Source organism: Pseudonocardia oroxyli (assembly GCF_900102195.1).
In the GTDB taxonomy this organism is placed as follows: Bacteria; Actinomycetota; Actinomycetes; order Mycobacteriales; family Pseudonocardiaceae; genus Pseudonocardia; species Pseudonocardia oroxyli.
In genome coordinates, this window is sequence record NZ_FNBE01000013.1 from 1 (window position 1) to 22,181 (window position 22,181).

Annotated in this window: 23 protein-coding genes; 11 read left to right on the forward strand and 12 right to left on the reverse strand. The window is 73.6% G+C overall.

All coding sequences use genetic code 11. The annotated features are described in order from the left end of the window. From BLS43_RS19235 to BLS43_RS19255, 5 genes are all read right to left on the reverse strand, one after another. The coding region (locus BLS43_RS19235) for a transposase (protein WP_143030133.1) at positions 1 to 257 on the reverse strand (257 nt) is incomplete at its 3' end. Between the two features lie 75 nt (positions 258 to 332). Further along, the gene (locus BLS43_RS19240; protein ID WP_093086918.1) at positions 333 to 986 is read right to left on the reverse strand and encodes a response regulator; all 654 of its coding nucleotides are present in this window, start codon (positions 984 to 986) and stop codon (positions 333 to 335) included. Further along, entirely contained in the window at positions 953 to 2,050 is a 1,098-nt protein-coding gene (locus BLS43_RS19245) for a sensor histidine kinase (protein WP_176921427.1), read from the reverse strand. The genes BLS43_RS19240 and BLS43_RS19245 overlap by 34 nt, the downstream gene beginning before the upstream one ends. Next, a complete protein-coding gene (locus tag BLS43_RS19250) occupies positions 2,047 to 2,514 on the reverse strand; it encodes a DUF1453 family protein (protein WP_093086925.1) in 468 nt (155 codons plus the stop codon). Before BLS43_RS19250 ends, BLS43_RS19245 begins: the two co-directional genes overlap by 4 nt. A gap of 96 nt (positions 2,515 to 2,610) precedes the next feature. Beyond that, entirely contained in the window at positions 2,611 to 4,329 is a 1,719-nt protein-coding gene (locus BLS43_RS19255) for a hydrogenase maturation protein (RefSeq protein ID WP_093086928.1), read from the reverse strand. Between the two features lie 762 nt (positions 4,330 to 5,091). On the opposite strand from BLS43_RS19255, the gene BLS43_RS19260 reads away from it, so the two are divergent. The 4 genes from BLS43_RS19260 to BLS43_RS19275 are packed head-to-tail and all read left to right on the forward strand — an operon-like array spanning position 5,092 to position 8,817. Then, positions 5,092 to 7,476, forward strand: coding sequence for an ATP-binding protein (locus tag BLS43_RS19260; protein ID WP_093086931.1), 2,385 nt, complete (start codon positions 5,092 to 5,094; stop codon positions 7,474 to 7,476). After that, positions 7,473 to 7,874: a roadblock/LC7 domain-containing protein gene (locus tag BLS43_RS19265; RefSeq protein WP_093086934.1), complete on the forward strand. Its 402-nt coding sequence runs from the start codon at positions 7,473 to 7,475 to the stop codon at positions 7,872 to 7,874. Before BLS43_RS19260 ends, BLS43_RS19265 begins: the two co-directional genes overlap by 4 nt. 3 nt (positions 7,875 to 7,877) lie before the next feature. Further along, the gene (locus tag BLS43_RS19270) at positions 7,878 to 8,267 is read left to right on the forward strand and encodes a DUF742 domain-containing protein (RefSeq protein ID WP_093086936.1); all 390 of its coding nucleotides are present in this window, start codon (positions 7,878 to 7,880) and stop codon (positions 8,265 to 8,267) included. Then, the gene (locus BLS43_RS19275; RefSeq protein WP_093086939.1) at positions 8,251 to 8,817 is read left to right on the forward strand and encodes a GTP-binding protein; all 567 of its coding nucleotides are present in this window, start codon (positions 8,251 to 8,253) and stop codon (positions 8,815 to 8,817) included. Before BLS43_RS19270 ends, BLS43_RS19275 begins: the two co-directional genes overlap by 17 nt. 118 nt (positions 8,818 to 8,935) lie before the next feature. Here the strand turns inward: BLS43_RS19275 and BLS43_RS19280 are convergent, their stop codons facing one another. Further along, complete coding sequence (locus BLS43_RS19280; RefSeq protein WP_093086942.1) at positions 8,936 to 9,166, reverse strand: acyl-CoA carboxylase subunit epsilon; 231 nt, start codon at positions 9,164 to 9,166, stop codon at positions 8,936 to 8,938. Positions 9,167 to 9,221: 55 nt separating this feature from the next. Next, a complete protein-coding gene (locus BLS43_RS19285) occupies positions 9,222 to 10,859 on the reverse strand; it encodes an acyl-CoA carboxylase subunit beta (protein WP_093086945.1) in 1,638 nt (545 codons plus the stop codon). A gap of 184 nt (positions 10,860 to 11,043) precedes the next feature. On the opposite strand from BLS43_RS19285, the gene BLS43_RS19290 reads away from it, so the two are divergent. The 3 genes from BLS43_RS19290 (at position 11,044) to BLS43_RS19300 (ending at position 13,352) form a co-directional block, all read left to right on the forward strand. Further along, entirely contained in the window at positions 11,044 to 11,868 is an 825-nt protein-coding gene (locus tag BLS43_RS19290; RefSeq protein ID WP_245707602.1) for a biotin--[acetyl-CoA-carboxylase] ligase, read from the forward strand. Between the two features lie 70 nt (positions 11,869 to 11,938). Next, positions 11,939 to 12,424 carry a PH domain-containing protein gene (locus tag BLS43_RS19295; RefSeq protein WP_093086951.1) on the forward strand — a complete coding sequence of 162 codons (486 nt, stop codon included), beginning with the start codon at positions 11,939 to 11,941 and terminating at the stop codon, positions 12,422 to 12,424. Continuing rightward, entirely contained in the window at positions 12,417 to 13,352 is a 936-nt protein-coding gene (locus BLS43_RS19300) for a hydroxymethylglutaryl-CoA lyase (protein WP_093086953.1), read from the forward strand. The genes BLS43_RS19295 and BLS43_RS19300 overlap by 8 nt, the downstream gene beginning before the upstream one ends. On the opposite strand, the gene BLS43_RS19305 is transcribed toward BLS43_RS19300, so the two are convergent. Together BLS43_RS19305 and hisN are read right to left on the reverse strand one after the other, a co-directional pair. After that, complete coding sequence (locus tag BLS43_RS19305) at positions 13,349 to 13,810, reverse strand: MaoC family dehydratase (protein WP_093086955.1); 462 nt, start codon at positions 13,808 to 13,810, stop codon at positions 13,349 to 13,351. The genes BLS43_RS19300 and BLS43_RS19305 overlap by 4 nt on opposite strands. Next, positions 13,807 to 14,613, reverse strand: coding sequence for a histidinol-phosphatase (gene hisN / locus BLS43_RS19310; RefSeq protein WP_093086958.1), 807 nt, complete (start codon positions 14,611 to 14,613; stop codon positions 13,807 to 13,809). The genes BLS43_RS19305 and hisN overlap by 4 nt, the downstream gene beginning before the upstream one ends. Before the next feature lie 42 nt (positions 14,614 to 14,655). On the opposite strand from hisN, the gene BLS43_RS19315 reads away from it, so the two are divergent. After that, a complete protein-coding gene (locus tag BLS43_RS19315) occupies positions 14,656 to 15,312 on the forward strand; it encodes a response regulator transcription factor (RefSeq protein ID WP_093086961.1) in 657 nt (218 codons plus the stop codon). Next, entirely contained in the window at positions 15,309 to 16,580 is a 1,272-nt protein-coding gene (locus BLS43_RS19320) for an ATP-binding protein (RefSeq protein WP_093086964.1), read from the forward strand. Before BLS43_RS19315 ends, BLS43_RS19320 begins: the two co-directional genes overlap by 4 nt. 971 nt (positions 16,581 to 17,551) lie before the next feature. Here BLS43_RS19320 and BLS43_RS19325 read toward each other — a convergent pair. Both BLS43_RS19325 and BLS43_RS19330 read right to left on the reverse strand, forming a co-directional pair. Then, positions 17,552 to 19,087, reverse strand: a complete 1,536-nt coding sequence (locus tag BLS43_RS19325) for a 4-hydroxyphenylacetate 3-hydroxylase N-terminal domain-containing protein (RefSeq protein WP_093086967.1) — start codon at positions 19,085 to 19,087, stop codon at positions 17,552 to 17,554. Positions 19,088 to 19,115: 28 nt separating this feature from the next. Beyond that, positions 19,116 to 19,610 carry a flavin reductase family protein gene (locus BLS43_RS19330; protein ID WP_176921428.1) on the reverse strand — a complete coding sequence of 165 codons (495 nt, stop codon included), beginning with the start codon at positions 19,608 to 19,610 and terminating at the stop codon, positions 19,116 to 19,118. Between the two features lie 139 nt (positions 19,611 to 19,749). Here BLS43_RS19330 and BLS43_RS19335 point away from each other — a divergent pair, with 139 nt between their 5' ends. Then, the gene (locus tag BLS43_RS19335) at positions 19,750 to 20,664 is read left to right on the forward strand and encodes a LysR family transcriptional regulator (protein ID WP_176921429.1); all 915 of its coding nucleotides are present in this window, start codon (positions 19,750 to 19,752) and stop codon (positions 20,662 to 20,664) included. 32 nt (positions 20,665 to 20,696) lie between these two features. Further along, positions 20,697 to 21,632: an alpha/beta fold hydrolase gene (locus BLS43_RS19340; RefSeq protein WP_093086973.1), complete on the forward strand. Its 936-nt coding sequence runs from the start codon at positions 20,697 to 20,699 to the stop codon at positions 21,630 to 21,632. Here BLS43_RS19340 and BLS43_RS19345 read toward each other — a convergent pair. Next, positions 21,629 to 22,141: a GtrA family protein gene (locus BLS43_RS19345; protein WP_093086976.1), complete on the reverse strand. Its 513-nt coding sequence runs from the start codon at positions 22,139 to 22,141 to the stop codon at positions 21,629 to 21,631. The genes BLS43_RS19340 and BLS43_RS19345 overlap by 4 nt on opposite strands. Between the last annotated feature and the right edge of the window lie 40 nt (positions 22,142 to 22,181).

Here is a 22,181-nt window from a genome sequence, read left to right on the forward strand (position 1 = left end):
TCGAACGTGAGTGCCTCGACCGCCTCACGGTCCGAAAGACCGTGCAGGGTCTGCAACACCAGCACCGAGGCCACCACCTCGACCGGCACCGACGGCCGACCCCGACCCGCGGCGAACAGGTCGGCGAACAACTCGTCCGCAAACAACTCCCGGCGGTGCGCGGCCAGGAACGCGAACATCCCACCCGAAGGGAGCAGATGCCCAGCCACGGACTCGACATCGAGCAACTCACGCTGCGGATCAGACCGTCCCTGCACCCCGACAGCCTCCCAGCCGGGCGAGATCAACACCCGATCCCACGCCAGCGGATTTTCAGCAGTCTCCTAGGGGGCTCAGGCCAGCCCGTGGCGGTAGGCGTAGCGCACGGCCTGGGCCCGGTCGCGCAGGCCCGCCTTGGCGAAGAGGTGGTTGACGTGGGTCTTGACCGTGGCCTCGCCGACCACGAGCCGGCGCGCGATCTGCCGGTTCGACAGGCCCTCCGCGATCAGGGCGAGCACCTCGACCTCGCGCGGGGTCAACCCGTCCGGCGGGGTCTCCGGCGCGCTCTCCGCTGGGGCGGGGGTCATCAGCCGCGACAGCGCGGCCGGGTCCAGGGTGGTCTGCCCGTCGGCCGCCGAGCGGAGGGCGCGGCCGATCGCCTCGGCGTCGGCGTCCTTGGACAGCCAGCCCGCGGCCCCCGCCCGCAACGCCGGGACGACGGCCTCGTCGTCGACGTAGGTCGTCAGCACGACGACGGCGGTGCCGGGGTGCTCCGCCCGCACCCGCCGGGTGGCCTCGACGCCGTCCGTGCCGGGCATCCGCAGATCGGTGAGCAGCACGTCCGGGGCGTGCTCGGCGACCAGCGCGAGCGCCGCCGCCCCGTCCGCGGCGGCGCCGACGACCGTGATCCCCGGCAGCAGCCCGAGCAGCGTGACCAGCCCGTCCCGCACGATCCGCTGGTCGTCCGCGAGCACTACCGTGAGGGGAGCGTCAGGCTGACCCGCCATCCGTCCTCCGTCGGTCCCGCGTCGAGGCGCGCGCCGATCAGCGCCGCGCGTTCGGCCATGCCGCGCAGACCGTATCCCCCGGATCCGCCCGGGCCCCCCGCGCCGGGCTCCGGGCGGCTCCCGGTCACGTCCGTCACCTCCAGCCCGGTGCGGCTCAGCCGCACGACGACCGGGGCGCCCGGGGCGTGTTTGCGCACGTTGGACAGTGCCTCCTGGGCGATCCGGGCCACCGTCTCCGCGGCCTCGGGCCCCGGCGTCCCGTCGACGACCAGGGTGGCGCCGGGGTGGTCGTCGACCAGGGCCTGCAGTGCCTCGCGCAGGTCCGTCGGCCCGCTGCGCAGCGCGTGCACCGCCCGTCGGGCCTCGGCCAGCCCCTCCACGGCGAGCCGGTGGGCTCGCTCCACCTGGGCGATCGTGTCGGGCGGCGCGCCGTCTCGCTGCAGCATCAGGCGGGCGCCCTGCAGCTGCACGGCCAGCGCGGACAACGAGTGGGCGAGGACGTCGTGGACGTCTCGGGCGAGGCGGGCCCGCTCGGCCAGCGCCGCCGCGCGGGCGTGCTCCTCGGTGGCCCGGGTGGCGGCGGCCAGCGCCAGCTCGCGCTCCTCGGCGCGGCGGTAGCGCTCGCGGCGGGAGAACCCGAGCAGCAGCACGGAGGCCATGCCCAGGACCAGCAGCAACGCGTCGGTGAGCCCACCCGTCGCGACCACCGGGGCGAGCGCGGCGACCGTCAGGACGAGCAGCCCCACCGCGTAGGGCCTGCGCAGCCGGGTGCCCGCCGCGGCGACCGCGACGAAACAGAACGCGACGGGGGTGGCCCAGCCGCCCGCCCCCGCCGTCATGAGGACACCGCCCGCCGCGAGCACCACCAGACCGGCCGGGAGCAGCCGCTCCGGGCGCCACGCCAGCGCCACCCAGCCCGCCGACGCGAGCACCGCGCCCCCGATCACCAGGGGGGTGATCGGGAGGCGCGGCTGGGAGAGGAAGGACCCGGCGAGGATGACCGGCAGCCAGGCCAGCGTCGCCGCCGCCCGGGTCGGGCTCGGCGGCCCGGGGTCGACGATCACCCGTCGATCCTGGCCCATCCGGCCACCCGCTGCTGCACCACCAGGGCCTGCACGGCCAGGCTGATCCCGAGGGAGAGCAGCAGCGTCGCCTCGGTGAGGGCGCCCGCACCGAGGGCCGCCGCCAGCACGCCCAGCCCGATCCGGACGCCGACGGTGAGCACCCAGAGCGCCACCGTCCGTGCGCTCCCGCGCTGGTAGGGCACGCCGTCCTTCACGAACAGCTGCACCGAGCGGCCGCGCAGCACGCCGAACCCGGCGACCACGGCGAGCTCGACCGCCGCCAGCCCGACGCCGAGCGCCGTGACCGGCGGGTGCGCCTGCACGAGCGTGAGGAACCCGAGCGCCGACAGCACGAGCGGCAGCGTGAAGCCGCGGCCTGCGACCGGGCGCTCCCGCAGCTGGCGGGTGAGGACGAGGGCGAGGACTGCGACCGCCACGAGGGCGGCGACCAGGGGGTTCTCCATGTCGAGAAGCCTGGTCCGGGCGGGGCCCCGGCGCGTCGGCTCGCGGGTCGATCCGGGGTGGAGACGGGATCTCCACCCCGGGGTGGAGGTGGGCCCTCAGCCCACCAGCTCCTCGACCTGCCCCGCCTCCCGCACGCTGCGCGCGATCGTCGGGTCGTCGAAGGAGGTGTCCTTGGCCTTGGCCACGAAGTCGTGGCGCAGCGCGGCGTAGCGGTACCGGTCGTCGAACATGTCCCGGCTCATCTCGGCCAGCTCCTGGACCCGGTAGGTCTCGAGCGGGCGGCGCAGCTCGTCCGCCTCCCGCGCGGCCTGCTTCGCCGCCAGCGCCGCGGCATAGGAGTCCGCGGTGGCCAGCTCCACCGCCCGTTCCAGGACGGCGGCGTCGAACGCGGCCCGGTCGCCCGCGACGACCGCGTCGACCAGCCCGATGCGCAGCGCCTCCGCGTGCCCGACCGGCAGGCAGTCGCCGGTCAGCCGCAGGGACTCGGCGAGGCCGACCCGGCGGGGCAGGGCGTAGGTCCAGTACTCCGACCCGGTCAGGCCCATGTTGCGGTAGTGCGGGTTCAGCACCGCGCCCTCGCGCAGCAGCACGGTGTCCGCACCGAGCGCCAGCATCACCCCGCCCGCGCCCGCGGGTCCGCCGACGGCGGTGACGACCAGCTGCGAGGTGCAGGTGAGCAGCTCGCGGCAGACGTCGTTGATCGCGTTGATGTTCCGCCAGCTCTCGACGGTCGGGTCCGGGCGGCCCTCGGCGACGTTGAGGTGGATGCCGTTGGAGAACACCTCCCCGGCCTCGAGCACGACGACCCGGGTGTCCTGCGCCGCGGCGTGGCGCAGGGCGGCGGCGACCCGGTGGCCCTGGCTCGCCGACATCGCGCCGTTGTAGAGGTCCATCCGCACGACGCCGACGCACCCGTCCGGCCCGACGCGGCGGTAGCTGATCTCCCGGTAGCCGTCCGACGGGCCGGTGGGCCGCTCCAGGGACTCCGGCACGTCGTCCAGGTGCCCGGCCAGCACGGTGGCGGCCGGCAGCTTGATCCCCTTCGGGACCCGCGCGTGGCCGATCCAGACCGCTCCGTCTCCGGTGCGGACCAGGACCGCCCCGTGCCTGCGCAGCGCGATCGAGCCCGGCGCGCCCGGCGTGGCCGAGCCGCGGTGGGCGTCGAACACCGACAGCTCCACCCCGGCGATCTGCGTGCGCACCCCCGGCGAGCCGTCCGCCGCGCGGATCCGGCGCAGGACGTGGTCGGTGGGGTCCTCCCAGGTGAAGACCCGGTCGGACTGCTTCATGGTGGGCCGCAGGCGCCCGATGACCGCGTCGCCGAAGCTCTCGACGGGCGCGGGCTCGAACGCCGGGTCCTGTGCCTTCGCGACCACCTCGCGCGCCAGCTCGATGGCGGCGTCCGCGACCGGTCCGTTGTAGACGGCGGACTTGCGCGGCGGCTCGCTCGGCATCGGGAAGGTGCGGTGCCCCCAGATCGGGCCGGCGTCCATCTCCTCGACGGCCTGCAGCGCCGTGACCCCCCAGACCGGCTCCGCGTCGGTGATCGCCCAGTCGATCGACGACGGTCCGCGGTCCCCCAGCGGACCCGGATGCAGCACGACGACCCGGTGCGCCTGCCAGACGTCCGCCGGCACGCGGTCCTTGAGGAACGGGCACAACACCAGTTCCGGACGGGTGTCGGCCACCGCGCGGCGGATGGCGTCCTCATCGTGGGAGAGGCGCACCTCGACGTGGTGACCGTCCTCGCGAAGCTCCGTCCAGGCGCGCTGGGTCAGTCCGTTGTACGACGAACAGAGCAACAGGATTCTCAACTACGTCTCCGGGTATCGATCAGTGGGGGAGCACTGCCGGGCGGGCACGCCATCGAGCCCAGACGTCCACGACCGCGCGCGGGTCGCCGCCCGGTGCCGCACGTGGAACGGCAGGGACGTTACCTCTCCCGTGCACGCTCTCCACTGAGCCGATCAGAGCAGTGATCCACTGCCGAGTGGAGGTGTCGGCCGGCGGTTCGTCGCTGTCGGTGCAGCTCAGGGCCGTGTCAGTGATCGGGCTCGAGGTTGCTTCCGATCCAGAACTGAGGACGCTGAGTCGCCGAACGGTGACGACATGTGGCCCAATGGCTGGTCCGGAGGGGGGAGTGCGGGGTTCGTCCGCCCCTGTCGATCACTGTGGGTCGCGCAGCCGAAGGGCGCAACGGACGCGTCCGAGGTCTCTCAGAGAGGGGTCCAACGACCCTGGCGAACGTTTCACTCGGCCGGCGAGTGTTTTAGGCGGTGAATGGTCGGAAGTCTGAGCCCGGCGGTCGCAACATCCGCCGGATGCGCATCGTCATCGGCCGGACGGGCGTGTCGCCTCCGGCGCTCGACTGGTCGAGTGGTCAGAGACTCGCGCCGATCGGCCTTCACGGAGGCCCTGTGGAGGCGTGGGTCACCCGATCGAGTCACCCCTGACGCACCCTCCGTGTACCTTCCGCCGTCGATGCATTCCGAACCCGAACGGTCACCTTCCGTTCGGATGATCACCTGTCGAGGGTGCGTCACGGAACGCATGACGAGGATTCGACCGAGGGGTGGGTGGCCGAGGAGATGACGAGGCTGCTGGAGTGGTTGCCGCGGGGCAACACGCTCGACGACGCGGCGTGGCACCGACGGCACCGGCTGCTGCAGGTGGTGCTGGCGATTCACATCCCGGTGCTGCTGGCGCTGGGGCTGTTCCTGGGCAACCCGCCGGGGCTGCTGCTGGGAGCCGGGATCGCGCCCGTGGTGGCGGCGCTGCTGGCGGGGCACTTCGTCACGCACAAGCGCACCGCCGCCTCGCTGATCACGGCGGGCCTGGTGTGGTGCTCGATCACCCTGGTGGCGATCACCGGGGGCACGATCGAGGCGCACTTCCACTTCTTCATCATCATCGGGTTCATCGCGCTCTACCAGGACTGGGTCCCGTTCCTGTGGAACGTCCTGTTCACCGGTGTCTCGCACGCCGTCGGCACGATCTTCTTCCCGACGCTGATCTTCAACCACCCCGCCGCGCAGCAGAACCCGGTGCTGTGGTCCTGCATCCACGCGTTCGGCGTGCTCCTCGCCTGCGTGGGCCTGGTGATCTTCTGGCGGATCACGGAGGACGAGCAGAGCGAGAAGCAGGAGCTGGGTCGCGAGCTCGTCCGGGCGGACGCGGAGATCGGCCGCAAGCAGTTCACCTCGGACATGCTGGTGAACCTCGCGCGCCGCAACCAGTCGATGCTCTACCGCCAGCTGGACATCATCAACCAGCTGGAGGAGAAGGAGCAGGACCCCGACCAGCTGGCCGAGCTGTTCAAGCTCGACCACCTCGCCACCCGCGTCCGGCGCAACGCGGAGAGCCTGCTGGTGCTCTCCGGTGAGCAGCCGCCGCGCGTCTGGTCGGCCCCGGTCTCGATGCGGGACGTCGTGCGGGCCGCCATCGCCGAGACCGAGGACCTCGACCGAGTCGAGTTCTCCGTGGACGACCGCGTCGCGGTCGCCGGGCACAGCGTCGCCGACCTCACCCACCTGCTGGCCGAGCTGACCGAGAACGCCGTGCGCTTCTCCCCGCCGGACACCTCGGTGACCATCCGGTCCCGCCCGCACCGCGCGGACGTCGGCGGACAGGTCCTGACGGTCGAGGACTGGGGCGTCGGCATGCCCGCGGACGAGCTCGCCGCCGCCAACGAGATGCTGCTCCGGCCCCGTGAGGTCGACCTGTCGGTGTCGCAGCGGCTCGGCTTCCACGTCGTCGCGCGGCTCGCGGCGCGGCACCGCATCGAGGTGTCGCTGTCCACCACCCCCGGCTCCGGGCTCACCGCCGTCGTGATCCTGCCCGCCGAGCTGTTCGTCTCCGACCCGCAGGCGGGTCCGCACGCGGGCATCGGCAGCGGTCCGGAGCAGACCCGGCGGGCCACCGCGGTGCACGAGATGGCCCCGGCCGAGCACGGTGTCGTGCCGGGGGCCGCCACGGCCACCGCCGTCGTCGACCGGCCGTCGCTGCCGGGGATCGCCGCGGCCCCGGCGTGGACCCCGCCCCCGTCGCCCGCGCGCCCGCAGGGGGCGCCCGGCGGGCAGGGCCCGGCCCCGCGCCCCGCCGCCGACTTCCCGTCGGTCCCGTCGCTGTCCGCCGCGCCGCCCGTGCCGTCCCTGCCGCCCCTGCACTCGGGGCCCTCCGGGCCGCTGCAGCAGGGCGGGAACTGGTCGGGATGGTGGGACCCGGCACCCGCCGACCGGGCGGGCGGCAACTTCGGCGTGTGGACCGGTCCCGGTCCCGACGGCGCCGAGCAGGCGAAGCGGGCGAGCGGGTCCGGCCCGAACGGCCACGGCGACAACGGCGCCAACGGCGCCAACGGCCACGAGAACGGCCACGCCGACAACGGCTTCGGCCACCGGAACGGTGCCGGGGTGAACGGTGCCGGGGTGAACGGCGCCGGCGCGAACGGCGCCGGACGCACCGGCGCGAACGGGCTCGCCCCGAACGGTCGGACAGGCGCCCCGCAGCCCGGGTCTCGCCCCGGCCGGAACGGACACGACGGGAACGGACACGTGACCCCGGGTCGGGATCCGCGCGCCGACGCCCCCTCCTCGAGCCGCACGGAGGACCGTGCCCTCGACGGGGCCGCGGAGCCCGCCACCGACCAGTCCGCCCCCACCAACGGTGTCGCCGCGGAGCAGCACGAGGCCCGGGAACGCCTGCCGATCCCCAGCCCGCGCAGCTCGCCCGCGGAGCCGAGCACGGGTGCGAGCGGTCTGCGCCGCCGCGTGCCGCAGGCCTCCCTGGCCCCCGAGCTCAAGGCCGCCGCCGCGTCCGCGCCGGCCCCGAGCCCGGCCCGCTCCGCGAGCCCGAACGCGGTCGCCGCCTCTGCCCTGTCGCGCTACCAGGCGAGCAGGCAGGCCGCCCAGGTGGTCGCCGACCAGCAGGACCACCACCACACCGACGAGAGGACCCACCCGTGAGCGCGACGACCGGCCGGCTTGACTGGCTGCTGGTGGAGTTCACCCGGGAGGTCCCGGGGGTCGTCAACGCCGTCGTCGTCTCCGGTGACGGGCTTCGGCTCGCCGCGTCCCCCGGCGTCGGGGAGGCCCTGGGCGACCAGCTGTCCGCCGCGGCGTCCGGGCTGGTCAGCCTGGCCAACGGCACCGCGCAGCTGCTCGGGTCGGGCGCCGTCAGCCAGACCATCCTGGAGATGGAGGGCGGCTACCTGTTCGTCACCGCGGTCAGCCGCGGCGCGACGCTGGCGGTGCACGCCGAGCGGGCCTGCGACATCGGCATGATCGGCTACGAGATGACGCTGCTGGCGTCGCGGGTCGGCCATGCGCTGACCCCGGCGCCGCGCACACCGGCCGGGCGGTAGTCGATGGCACCCACGACGTCGGACGGGGACATCCCCGCACCGAGACGGGCCGGCCGGGTCGTACCCGTCTACGCCGTGACCGGCGGACGGACCCGGTCGGCGGGCAAGGAGCTGCCGGTCGAGGCGCTCGTGACCGTCACCCACTCGGGGCGGCACGCCGCGGACCTGCAGCTGGAGTACCGCACCATCCTCGGGCTGGCCGCCGCGCCGGTGTCGCTGGTCGAGATCGGCGCGCACCTGTCGGTGCCGGTCGGTGTCGCACGGGTGCTGGTGGGAGACCTGGCGGACGCCGGCTACGTGGCGGTGCACCTGCCCCAGGTCGGGGGGGACGGCACTCCCGGCCCCGAGATCCTGGAACGACTGTTGGAGGGACTCCGTGCGCGATCGGCGTGAGCTCTACCCGCTCAAGATCCTCGTCGCGGGCGGCTTCGGGGTCGGCAAGACCACCTTCGTCCGCTCGCTGTCGGAGATCCCGCCCCTGCTCACCGAGCAGGCGATGACGTCGGCGTCGATCGGCGTCGACGAGACGTCGGCGGTGCCGGACAAGGTCACCACCACGGTGGCCATGGACTTCGGCCGGATCACCGTGGACGACTCGCTGATCCTGTACCTGTTCGGCACGCCCGGGCAGTCTCGGTTCTGGTTCATGTGGGACGAGCTGGCGCGCGGCTGCGTCGGCGCCGTCGTCCTGGTGGACCTGCGCCGGGTGGACGAGTGCTTCCCGGCGATCGACTACTTCGAGAACCGGCGGATCCCGTACGTCATCGGGCTCAACCGGTTCCCGGGCTCCGAGGGGCACACGGAGGACGACGTCCGGGACGCCCTCGCCGTCGCCGCGGAGACCCCGGTGCTGTGGATGGACGCCCGCGAGGCCGACTCGAGCCTGAAGTCGCTGGTGGCGCTGGTCGAGCACGCGCTGTCGCGCACGGCCGTCGCGGGCTGACGCGGCGGGATCACCGCCGCGGATCTGTGGTGTCGTCCGCTCCCGACTGAGCGACGCTTGGGCCGCCCAAGCGTCGCTCAGTGGCGCTTGGGCCGCCCAAGCGCCACGAGGGGTCGACTCAGCGGGGCAGGACCGAGGCGCGCCAGGCGCCCGGCCCGACCTCCAAGGGCCTGCGGACGCCCGCGCTCGGGTGGCCCCACAGGCTGCGCGGCTTCGGCGCGGGCTCGCCGCCGCCGCTCGCCGCCGCGGCCAGCACGACGGTGAGCGCGGCCAGCTCCTCGGGGGTCGGGTCGCCGGAGACGACCCGGAAGAGCGCCCGGCGCTCCTCCGGGGTCTGCTCCTCGCTCATGCCCCCACCTCCCCACCTCGTGCGTGGCGATAGTCGCCAGGGCGACGATCGCCGCTCACAGCGGGATGTTCCCGTGCTTGCGGGCCGGGCCCTGCTCCCGCTTGGTCGCGAGCATGCGCAGCGACCGGCCGACGTAGCCCCGGGTGTGCGAGGGCGGCACGACCGCGTCGATGTACCCGCGGTCCGCGGCGATGTAGGGGTTGCAGAGGGTGTCCTCGTAGTCCTGCTGGAGCTCGGCGCGCTTGGCGGCGAGCTCGTCGCCCTCCAGGCCCTTGAGCTCCTTGCGGTAGAGGATGTTCACCGCGCCCTGCGCGCCGGTGACGGCGATCTGGGCGGTCGGCCAGGCGATGTTGACGTCCGCGCCGAGGTGCTTGGAGCCCATGACGTCGTACGCGCCGCCGTAGGCCTTGCGGGTGATCACGGTGACCTTCGGGACGGTCGCCTCGGCGTAGGCGTAGATCAGCTTGGCGCCGCGGCGGATGATGCCGTTCCACTCCTGGTCGGTGCCCGGCAGGAAGCCCGGGACGTCGACGAAGGTGAGGATCGGGATGTTGAACGCGTCGCAGGTGCGCACGAAGCGTGCGGCCTTCTCGGAGGCGTCGATGTCCAGGCAGCCCGCGAGCTGCGTCGGCTGGTTCGCGACGATCCCGACCGAGCGGCCCTCCACGCGGGCGTAGCCGGTGACCATGTTGGCCGCCCACAGCTCCTGGACCTCGAGGAACTCACCCTCGTCGACCACGCGGGTGATGACCTCGCGGATGTCGTACGGGGTGTTCACCGAGTCCGGGATGAGCGTGTCGAGCTCGCGGTCGGTGTCGGTGATCCCGTCCTCGATGGACCCCGCGACGGGCTCCGGCGCCGGGTAGGTCGGCGGCTCGGACAGGTTGTTCGACGGGAGGAAGGAGAGCAGCTCCTTCACGTAGTCGATCGCGTCCTGCTCGTCGGAGCCGAGGTAGTGCGCCACCCCGGACTTGGAGTTGTGGGCGCGGCCGCCGCCGAGCTCCTCCATGCCGACGTCCTCACCGGTGACCGTCTTGATGACGTCCGGCCCGGTGATGAACATGTGCGAGGTCTCGTCGACCATGACGGTGAAGTCGGTGAGCGCGGGGGAGTACACCGCGCCGCCCGCCGAGGGGCCCATGATGAGCGAGATCTGCGGGACCACGCCGGAGGCCCGGACGTTCCGCACGAAGATCTCGCCGTAGAGCCCCAGCGCGACGACGCCCTCCTGGATGCGCGCGCCGCCGCCGTCGTTGATCCCGACCACGGGGCAGCCGATCTTGGCCGCGACGTCCATGACCTTGACGATCTTCTCGCCGTAGACCTCGCCGAGCGAGCCGCCGAAGACCGTCGCGTCCTGGGAGAACACGGCGACCGGGCGGCCGTCGATCGTGCCGGTGCCGGTGACCACGCCGTCGCCGAAGGGCCGCTTGGCCTCCATGCCGAAGTTCGTGGAGCGGTGTCGCACCAGCGCGTCCAGCTCGACGAACGAGCCCGGGTCCAGCAGCATGTCGATCCGCTCGCGGGCGGTCTTGCGGCCCTTGGCGTGCTGGCGCTCGGCGGCCGCCTCCGAGGGCAGCGCCTCGGCGAACCGCTGGTACAGGTCGGCGAGCTTGCCCGCCGTGGTGTGCACGTCCGGCTCGACGTCCGGGGCGTTCGACGGGTCCCCCATCGGCTCCGTTGCAGCGCTCATGACCACGGACCTTAACCTGAGACAGTCACCCGTGACCGGTTCGTCGGAGCGGTCTGCATCACGTACCGTCCGTCGCTCGTTCGGCGCAACGCAGGGTGCACCGGTCGCGTGCGCCGCACCGTCGGGCGCCTTCACCGTCGGAAACGTCCGAACAGCTGGACCGGCGGGGGATAGGTTGCCGGCCGTGAGCTCCACCGACCCGGTCGACGCGGTCCCGTTCGACGTCCATGACCTGCGGCACCGCCTGCTCGGCCCGGCGGGTCGCTGGACGCGCGTCGACGTCGTCGACGAGACCGGCTCCACGAACGCGGACCTGGTCGCCGCCGCGACCGCGGGTGCGCCGGACGGGTCCGTGCTGGTCACCGAGCACCAGGTCCGTGGCCGCGGCAGGCTGGACCGGACCTGGGAGGCGCCGCGCGGGTCCGGGATCGCGGTCAGCGTGCTGTGGCGGCCCGAGGGCATCCCCGCCGAGCGGCTGGGCTGGATCCCGATGCTGGCGGGCGTCGCCCTGCTGGACGCGGTCCGCGCGCTGGCCCCCGGCGTGCCCGCGGGCCTGAAGTGGCCGAACGACCTGCTCCTCGACGGGCGCAAGGGCGCGGGCATCCTCGCCGAGATGACCGCGGTGTCCGGCGGCGGGCCCGGCGTGGTGCTCGGCATGGGGGTCAACGTGGCCTCGGCCCCGGAGACGGGGACCTCGCTGGCGGACCAGGGCGCCGTCGTCGACCGCACCGAGCTGCTGGTCACCCTGCTGCGCAACCTGGGTGAGCGCGAGGCCGCCTGGCGCGCCGCGGGCGGGGACGCCGACGAGTCCGGCCTGCGCGGCGACTACCGCGCGGGCTGCCTGTCCCTCGGCTCCGAGGTGCGGGTGGAGATGCCCGGCGGCTCCGCGATCGTCGGGATAGCCGAGGACGTGGACACCAGCGGCCACCTGCTGGTCCTGGAACCGGACGGCACCAGACGCCCCATCGCGGCCGGCGACATCGTCCACCTGCGCCCGGCCCAGCCGTAAGGGCGCAGTGCCCCTGTCGTGTCGGGCGTCGAAACGACGGTGGTGGCTCCACACTGCTTAGGCTCGTGGCGTGGCCTATCCCGATGAGTTGCTGGTTGCCGGGGAGCGGGTCGTGCTCCACACCCACCCGCACTGGAAGATGCTGATCGGGCCGGTGCTGGTGTTCCTGGTGACCGTGGGGGCGGCGGCGTTCCTCGCCGCGCTGGTGAGCGCGCAGAGCTGGGCCCTCGTCGCGTGGATCGCGCTCGCCGTGGTGGCCGTGGGGCTCGTCGGCCGGTTCACGGTGCTGCCGTTCGTGCGGTGGCGCACCACCCACTTCGTGGTGACGACCCGACGGGTGCTGGTGCGCGAGGGCGTCTTCTCCCGCAGCGGCATGGACATCCCGATGTCGCGGATCAACACGGTGCAGTTCCGTCACACCGTGCTCGAACGGGTGCTCGGCTGCGGCACACTCGTCGTGGAGTCCGCGTCGGACGATCCGTTGGAGTTCACGGACATCCCGGCCGTCGAGCGGGTCCACGCGCTGCTCTACCAGGAGGTCGCCGACGATGCCTGACTTGCCCATGACGCTGCCGAGCGAGGGGCTCCCCGCCCACGTCACGATCTACGAGGTCGGTGCGCGGGACGGGCTGCAGAACGAGAAGGCGGTCGTGCCGGTCGAGGTGAAGGCCGAGTTCCTGAACCGCCTCGCGGACGCGGGACTGACCACCCTCGAAGCCACCAGCTTCGTGCACCCGAAATGGGTGCCCCAGCTCGCCGACGCCGCGGACCTGCTGGCGATGCTCGAGCGGCGGCCGGGCGTCGACTACCCCGTGCTGGTGCCGAACGAGCGCGGGCTCGACCGGGCCGTCGAGGCGGGCGTGGACCACATCGCGGTCTTCGCGAGCGCCACGGAGACCTTCGCGGAGAAGAACCTCAACCGCGCGCTGGACTCGCAGTTCGCGATGTTCGAGCCCACGGTGAAGCGCGCCCTCGCGGAGGGGCTGCGGGTCCGGGCGTACGTCTCCATGGCGTTCGGGGACCCGTGGGAGGGGGCCGTCGACCCGGCGCAGGTCGCCGCCGTCGGACGTCGGCTGGTCGAGATGGGCTGCCGGCAGCTGTCCCTGGGGGACACCATCGGCACCGGCACCCCCGGGCACGCCGAGGCCGTGATCGACGCCTGCGTGGCGGGCGGGGTCCCCATCGACCAGATCGCCGTGCACTTCCACGACACCTACGGGCAGGCCCTCGCCAACACCCTCGCCGCGCTGCGCCGCGGGGTCACCACGGTGGACGCGTCCACGGGCGGCCTCGGCGGCTGCCCCTACGCCAAGTCCGCGACGGGCAACCTCGCCACCGAGGACCTCGTCTGGATGCTCGACGGGCTGGGCGTCAGCCACGGCGCCCGGCTCGCCGACCTCGTCGAGACGAGTGTGTGGATGGCGGACAAGCTCGGCCGCCCGTCACCCTCCCGCGTGGTCAAGGCGCTGGCCGGGGCCGATTAGGGCCGGGGGTGCTCCCGGGAGCCGAACATGCCGGTGAAGCGGGCGCGGTAGACCACGTCGTCGGAGTCCGCGGCGCCGCGGCGCATCCAGGCCCGCAGCGTGACCAGCCCCATCCACGGCTTGGACGACGAGCGCCGCGCCGCGACGATCTCCATGGACGCGAAGAGGTGGTCGCCCGCGAAGACCGGGGCGGGCCAGGCGATCTCGTCCCCGCCCGGCGAGCCCAGCCCGTCGGCCTTCGAGACCAGCTCGTCGATGTAGAGCCGCATCCACAGCCCCGCCGTGAACCAGCCCGAGGCCGCCAGCCCCCCGAACACCGACGCCTGGCCCGCCTCCTCGTCCAGGTGGAAGGGCTGCGGGTCGAACCGGCGGGCGAACGCGATCATCTCGTCGCGGTCCACGGTGACGGACCCCAGCTCGAACACCCGTCCGGGCGTCAGGTCCTCGAAGGCGATCATTCCGCCGACTGTAGGACGCGCAACGCGGCCTCGTGCAGGTGGCCGTTGGACGCCAGGCCGTCGCCGCCCGCGAAGCCGGGGACGCCGCGCAGGTCGGTGAGCCGCCCGCCCGCCTCCTCGAGCAGGACCTGCACCGCGGCCAGGTCCCAGGGGTTCGCCGCGGGCTCCACGGCCAGGTCGATCGCCCCCTCCGCGACCAGGCAGTGCTGCCAGAAGTCGCCGAAGGCCCTGGTCTCCCAGCAGGCCTGGGACAGCGCCAGCCAGCGGTCCATGCCGTCGAACTCCCGGAAGGTCTCCTGGTTCGTCGTGGACAGGTAGGCGTCCTCGAGCGCCGTCACCCCGGTCACCGAGATCCGCCGCGCCTCCCCACCCCGCTCGGAGGTCCAGGCGCCGTGCCGGGCCGCGGCCCACCACCGCCTGCCCAGCGCGGGCGCGGAGACCACCCCGACCACGGGGACACCGCCCGAGCACAGCGCGATCAGCGACGCCCACACCGGCATGCCGCGGGAGAAGTTCTTGGTGCCGTCGATCGGGTCGAGCACCCAGCCGCGGCCCTCCCCGACGGACCCGCCGCCCTCCTCGCCGAGGATCGCGTCCCCCGGCCGCTGCCCGCCGATCGCCGCCCGCAGCGCCTCCTCGGCGGCGGTGTCCGCGTCGGTGACCGGGGTGCGGTCCGGCTTGCGCGTGACCCGCAGGTCGGCGGCGCGGAAGCGCGGCAGGGTGATCGCGTCCGCCAGGTCGGCGAGCTCCAGGGCGAGGGCGAGATCGGCACGGGTGTCCGGTTCGGTAACGGCGCTGCTCACGGCGGGTCAGCATGCCATCCCGGGCGGGCATACTCTCGACCCGTGACCACCGTCCTGTTGGCGGAGGACGACGCCGCGATCGCGGAGCCGCTCTCCCGGGCCCTGCAACGCGAGGGCTACGAGGTCGACGTCGCGTCCGACGGCACCACGGCGCTCGACGTCGTCCGCCAGGGCCACGTCGACCTCCTCGTGCTGGACCTCGGCCTGCCGGGGATGGACGGGCTGGAGGTCTGCAGGCGCCTGCGCCCCGACTTCCCCGACCTCCCCGTCCTGATGCTGACGGCCCGCACCGACGAGGTCGACTTCGTCGTGGGGCTGGACGCCGGCGCGGACGACTACGTCGGCAAGCCCTTCCGCCTCGCCGAGCTGCTGGCCCGGGTCCGGGCGCTGCTGCGCAGGCTCACCCCGGAGACCGTCGAGGTCGGCGGCGTGCGGATGGAGCTCTCCGGCCGCCGCGTCCTGGTCGACGGCGAGGAGGTCGGGCTCGCGAACAAGGAGTTCGAGCTGCTGCGCGTGCTCCTGCTGCGGGCCGGGCAGGTCGTGACCCGCGAGGAGATCCTCCGCGAGGTCTGGAACGACCCGGACATGAAGACCTCGAAGACGCTGGACATGCACATGTCCTGGCTGCGCCGCAAGATCGGCGGCGAGCGCCGGATCGCCACGGTCCGCGGGGTCGGGTTCCGCTTCAACCACACATGAGGCGCCGCATCCTGCTCTCGACGCTGTTCGTCGTCGCCGTGACGGCGCTCGTCCTGGGCGGGCCGCTGGCGTTCACCACCTGGCGCCTGGTCGACGACTTCACCCGCGCCGAGCTGATCCAGCGGCTCGAGCGGATCGCCGACCGGCTCGACGACGAGCCGCCGGGCACCCCGATCAACCGGGCCGAGATCGCGCTCGCCGTGCCCGCGGACGGTCAGCTCGTGGTGAGCGTGCCGGACACGCCGGTGCAGACCGTCGGCGACCCGCCGGAGGACGGCACGATCGCGGAGTCGCTGCCGTTCGGCCAGGGCGGCTCGATCACGCTGTCCGAGCCGATCTCGGTCATGCGGACCCAGCAGGTGCAGGTCACGGTCGTCGTCATCCTGCTGGTGGTGCTGTCGGTCGGCACCGGCGCGGTGGTCGCCACGGTCACCGCGCGCCGGCTCGCCGAACCCCTGCTGGACGTCGCCGACCGCGCCGCCCGGCTCGGCGCGGGGGACTTCCGCCGCGCCCCGCACCGCCACGGCATCCCCGAGCTGGACCGGGTGTCGGACGTCCTCGACACCTCGGCCACCGCGCTGGCGGACCTCGTCCAACGCGAACGCGCCCTGGTCGGAGACGTCTCCCACCAGCTGCGCAGCCGGATCACCGCGCTCGTCCTGCGGCTCGACGAGCTCTCCACCCACCCCGACCCCGGCGCCCGGCGCGAGGCCCTCGCCGCCCTGGAGCAGACCGAGCGGCTCTCCGAGGTGCTCGACGAGCTCCTGGAGGCTGCCCGCGCCGCCCGGGCGGCGGGCGCGGAACCCGTGGACCTGCGCACGGGCCTCACCGAGGTGGCCGACGAGTGGCGGCCCGCCCTGGAGTCCGTCGGGCGGCGGCTCAAGCTGCGGGTGCCCGACGGGCTGCTCGCCCGCGTCACCCCCGCCCGGATCCGCGAGGCCGTGGGCGCGCTGGTGGACAACGCCATCCAGCACGGTGACGGCACCGTCACGATCTCCGCTCGCGAGGGGACGAACGCACTGGTCGTCGAGGTGTCCGACACCGGACCCGGGGTCCCCGAGGAGCTGGTGCCGCACGTGTTCGACCGCGGGGTGTCCGTGCAGTCCTCGACCGGCCTGGGCCTCGCGCTGGCCCGGGCGCTGGTCGAGGCGGACGGGGGGCGGCTGGAGCTCTCCCGTGCCCGCCCACCCACCTTCGCCCTCTTCCTCCCGCCCGCCCGCGCCGATGACGTCGTCGCCACACCGAGGCCCGCCACCACCCCCCGCTGACCACGCCGCCGCCTGATCCCCGCTCCGGGCGGGAGACGGCCGGAACCCGACCGCTCCGCTCCCGAACGCTGGATCGAGCCCTTGGGCCGGGCGGGCCCGCCGACCCGGACCCCGCGGTGCGCTCCGGCCCGCTCCCCGGTGCATGATCCACACTTCGGGCGTGAGGCGGTCGGAATCCGACCGCCCCGCTCCCGGATCGTGGATCAAGCCCCTCCGACGGCCGGGTGGGTCGACAGGCCCGCCCCGCGCCCCGCAGTGCAATCCGCACCGCCCAACCCGCCCGCCCGCCCATGATCCACACACCGGGCGTGAGGCGGTTGGGATCCGACTGCTTCGCTCCCAGACTGTGGATCAGCCCACTCGACGGCCGGGCGCGGGGGGCCGGGCCGCCCCCGGCCCCCGCGGTGCGTCCCGGCCCGCCCACTCCGATCAAGCCCTTCCGACGGCCGGGTGGGTCGGCCGCCCCGCCCCGCGCCCCGCAGTGCGCTCCGCACCGCCCCAACCCGCCCGCCCCCGTACATGATCCACGTTTCGGGAGTGAGGTGGTCGGGATCCGACGCTCCGCTTTCGGGCAGTGGATCAAGCTCGTGGATCGGGCGGGCCCGCCCGCCGTCGCCCCGCGTTGCGCCCCGATCCGCCCGCCCCGTGCATGATCCATACACCGGGCGTGAGGCGGTCGGGATCCGACTGCCTCGCTCCCGGATCGTGGATCAAGCCCGCTCGACGGTCGGGCACGGGGCCGGGCCGCCCCCGGCCCCCGCGGTGCGTCCCGGCCCGCTCGCTCTGTGCATGATCCACGTTTCGGGCGCGGAGCGGTCGGGATTCGACCGCCTCGCTCCCCGGGTGGTGGATCAAGCCCTCTCCGACGGTCGGGTGGGCCGGCCGGCCCGCGCCCCGCCGCGTCCCGGCCCGCTCGCAGTCCACTCGCCCCACGCATGATCCGCACTTCGGGCGTGGGGCCGGGCCGACTCTCAGGCCGCCCGCTCGACCGCCCCGGGTGCCCCCGGTGCCCCCGCTGCCTCGGTGCCCTCGGCCGCCTCGGCGGTCGGGAGGGCCGGGTCGCGACCGGCGACGACGTCTCGGGCCAGACGGGCGAGGGGGCCGTCCGGGCGGTAGTCCGCCCGCTGCATCGTCAGCATCTTGATCACGTGCAGCGGTGTCCCGTTGAACTTCTCGAACATCGTGTGCCGCGTGCCCCACTCGGTGAGGAACCGCTCGTGGATCACCTTGAAGATCCGCAGCCGCTCGCGGGCCCCGATGTCTCGACCGCGCAGGGCCTCCTCCAGGCGCGGGCCGAGGTACGGGTCGGCCAGCTCGGCCTCGGTGGGGAACAGCACGACCCCGCGACCGCACAGCTCCAGGAGCAGGTCGATCATGGCGGAGGCCTTCTCCAGGTAGTGCGCGCGGCCGAAGTTCACGTAGAGCGGGTTGGGCTTGTACATCCCGTGCTCGGTGTGGAACCCGGTCTCCTCGGCGGCGAGCGTCAGGGCGTGGCAGGTCTCCCGGAACCGTACGAGATCGGCCAGCTGGGAGGCGACGACCGGCGCCGCCGCGGTGCCCAGGGCCTCGGTGACCAGCAGCGCGAGGCCCGCGAGGAGCTCGGCGTTCACGGTCTGCCGGATCTGGGTCTCCACGTGGATCCAGTCGAACTGCCGCTGCGGGAAGTGCTTGGCGTGGTCCGGGTTCCCCACGTGCAGCACCCGGTCCCAGGGGACGAGGACGTGGTCGAAGAAGGCCATCGAGTCCAGCTCGTCGCCGATCCCCGCGAACGGCCGGTCGAAGGTCGAGGCGCCCTCGGCGGCGGTGGACGGCCGCGCCACGTGCACCAGTCCGGGCGTGTTGGCGGGGATCACGCCGTACACGGTCTGCTCCTCGGTGGTGCCCGGTCGCCAGAACACGCCGAAGACCACCTCGTTGCCGAACACCGGCGGGGTCCCGACGGACTTCCACCCGTGGACGACGATCCCCTCCTCGGTGCGGTCGACGATCTCCAGGGCGGGCGACTCGGCCACCGAGTCCGGCCGGGAGCGGTCGTACTGGACGTCGACGAACATGGGCGTGAGGAACGAGTCCTCGGCCCGCACCCGCGCCCAGAGGTCCCGGATGTGCTGCGCGAGCGGGCGACCCCCGTGGCCGACCGAGTTGTCCTCCCACGGCTGCGGGTCGTCCACGACCCCGAACAGCACGCAGTTGGTGGAGGCGGGCGGCCTGCAGAACATCCCGCCCGCGAAGTGGCGCCACCAGAACTCGTGGTATCGGCGGCGACGCTGCACGTCCTGCTTGTCCCGCGGGATCATCCAGTGCAGCGCGCGCCGCTCGCCGTCCTCGTCGACGAACGTGAGCTCGTCGCGCAGGCGCGGGTCATGGTGGAGGTCGTAGTACTCGGCGATCACGCGGGCGTAGCCCGCCGTCGCCGGGTGGGTGGTGAGGTCGTCGATGCGCTCGCCGCCGCAGTAGACGACGCGGCCGTCGCGCAGGGACTCGAGGTACTCGGCTCCGGTCTTCATGGACACGCCTCTCTCTGGGGGGTCGGGGTCACGCGGCGGTGCGCGGCGGCAGCGACAGGTAGTCGCCGTCGGTGTAGAGCAGCGGGTGGGCTCCGGGGGTCGGGCCTGCGACGACGGCGGCGACCTCGCCGAACAGCGCGACGTGGTCGCCGAGCTCGGCGGAGCGGACCAGGACGCAGTCGAACCCCACCACCGCGCCGTCGACGACCGGGCTGTGCGTCGGTGCCGCACCGCAGACGTCGTCGAGGAACTTCGGCGCGCCGGGGGCGGCGCAGCGCCGGGAGATCTCGCCCTGGTCCTCGGCGAGCAGGCTCACGCCGAACCGGCCGGTGCGCAGGATCTCCGCGGCGGCCGCCGTCGTGCGGCGCAGGCAGGCGAGGACGGTCGGCGGTTCGAGGCAGACCGAGGTGAAGGCGCTCACCGTCATGCCCCACGCCCGCCCGTCCAGCCGGGTCGTGACCACGGTGACGCCGGTGACGTGGCGTCGCATCGCGGCGCGGAACGTGTCGGTCGGGTTCTCCATGGCCGACGACGCTAGGTCCGGATCCGTGCAGGTGGGAAACAGTTCTGCGCGCTGGCGGGCATCGCCGTGAGCGATGTGCCAGGGCGGTAACGGACGCGAAACCGAGACGAGACGGTGGAGCCCGCACACTCCGGACGCCATGAAGCTCAGCTCGCTGGACCTCAACCTCCTGGTCGCGCTCGACGCGCTGCTGCAGGAGGCCAACGTCACGCGCGCGGGGCGGCGGCTGGACCTGTCCCAGTCGGCGATGAGCGGCGCGCTCGCGCGGCTGCGCAAGCTCTTCGGCGACCCGTTGTTGGTGCGGACCGGAAACGACCTGCGGCTGACCCCGCTCGCGGTCCGCCTGCGCGGCGAGGTGGCGGAGCTCCTCGTCGGCGTGCGCGGGCTCTTCGAGGTCGGGCCCGGCGAGCCGGGCCGCCGCGTCTTCACGGTGGCGGGATCGGACTACACCATGCTGGTGCTGCTGCCCTCGTTGTTGGAGCGGCTGCGCCGGCGAGCCCCGGAGGTGCGCATCGACGCCCGCCCGCTCAGCCGGACCGCGGCGGCGCTGGTGGACGAAGGCATCGACGTGATCGTGCAACCGCGCGAGCTCGAGCACGTGACGATGCCCTCGCGCGATCTCTTCGTCGACCGCTGGCTGTGCGCGGTCTGGGCGGACCACCCGACGGTCGGTGACCGCCTCACCCTCGCCGAGTTCCGGGGGCTGCCCCAGGTCGTCTACAGCCTGGGGCGCGCCGGTCCCAGCATCGCGGACGCCCACCTGGCGCGGATGGCGCCGGACCGGACGGTCGCCGCGAGCGTCGAGAGCTTCCTCATGGTGCCGGTGCTGCTCGAGGGCACCTCGGCGGTGAGCCTGCTGCTGGAACGCGGTGCCTGGGCGACCCGGGTGGGCCCGGCCGTGCGCCTGCTCGCACCCCCGGTCCCGCTCCCGGACATCCACCAGGCGATGTACTGGGACGCGCGCTTCGACGCCGATCCGGGCCACACCTTCCTGCGCGAGCAGATCAGCGAGGTCGCCGCCGAGGTGGCCGCCCCGGTTCGGGCGGCGGGCTGACACTCCGAACGCCCGGTCAATAGGGTGCGGGCATGCAGCGGACGGTCACCCTCCCCGACGGGGTCGAGTTGCGGGTCACCGAGGAGGGCTCCGGCCCAGCGGTGGTCCTGGTCCACGGGTTCCCCGAGCTCGGCTACTCCTGGCGGCACCAGGTGACCGCACTGGCGGCCGCGGGCCACCGGGTGATCGTGCCGGACATGCGGGGCTACGGCGGCTCGTCGCGCCCGGCGGCCGTCGAGGACTACGACATCCACCACCTGACCGGGGACGTCGTCGGTCTGCTCGACGCGTTGGGCGAGGAGCAGTCCGTCGTCGTGGGGCACGACTGGGGCGCGATCGTGGCCTGGCAGACGGCGCTGCTGCACCCGGAGCGGGTGGCGGCGGTGTGCGGGATGAGCGTGCCGTTCACCCCGCGGGCGAAGCGCCCACCGACCGAGATCTGGCGCGCGGCGCTCGCCGGCCGCTTCTTCTACATCCTGCACTTCCAGGAGCCCGGGATCGCGGACGCGGACATGGCCGCGGACCCCGCGCGAACCATGCGCGGCATGCTGTGCGGTCTCCGGGCGGGCGACGGCACGGCGCTGGTCGGGCCGGACGACGGCCGCGGCATCGTCGAGCGGCTGCCGCAGCCCGAGACCCTCCCGGACTGGCTGACCCGGGACGAGCTGGACCACTACGTCGCCGAGTTCACCCGGACCGGCTTCACCGGCGCGATCAACTGGTACCGCAACTTCGACCGCAACTGGGAGACGACCCCGCAGCTCGCGGAGGCCCACGTCACGATGCCCAGCCTGTTCGTGGCGGGGTCGGCGGACCCGGTGCTGCGGATGACGCCGCCGGACCGCCAGGCCGCGTACCTGGACGACCTGCGCGGTGAGGTGGTCGTCGAGGGCGCGGGCCACTGGGTGCAGCAGGAACGGCCGGACGAGGTGAACGCGGCCCTGCTGACCTTCCTGGGGAGCCTCTAGACCTGCTCGGCCACCTGGCGGCGGACGTCCTTCTCCGGGAAGACGAACCGGCGGAAGGCCCACCAGCGGAAGGCCATGCCGACCAGGGTGCCCAGGATCTGCCCGCTGACGAAGTCCGCGACCTCCTGGGTGAGCAGCGAGACCTCGGGGACCTGCAGGTGGAACAGGTAGCGCGAGGCGGCGAGCGGCGCCGAGTACACGGCCACGCCGACCCCGCTGATCAGGAAGAACAGCAGCGCCTCGTGGTGGCGTTCGCGGCCGCCGCGGGTCCGGAAGGACCACTCGCGGTTGAGCACGTAGGACACGATGGTCGCCACCAGCACCGCGATGATCTTCGCCGTGAGCGGCTTCTCGGCCAGCACCGTGCCCTTGAGGATGAGGAACACGGCGGTGTCGATGACCCAGGTCGACCCGCCGACCATGGCGAACTTCAGCAGCTCACGGTGCCGGAAGGCCATGTCGCGGTACGGCTGCGGGATGCGCGCGAGCGTCGCTTCGACCAGGGACACGCTCTCGATCGTCCCAGAGGGAGGAACCGGACACCCGATC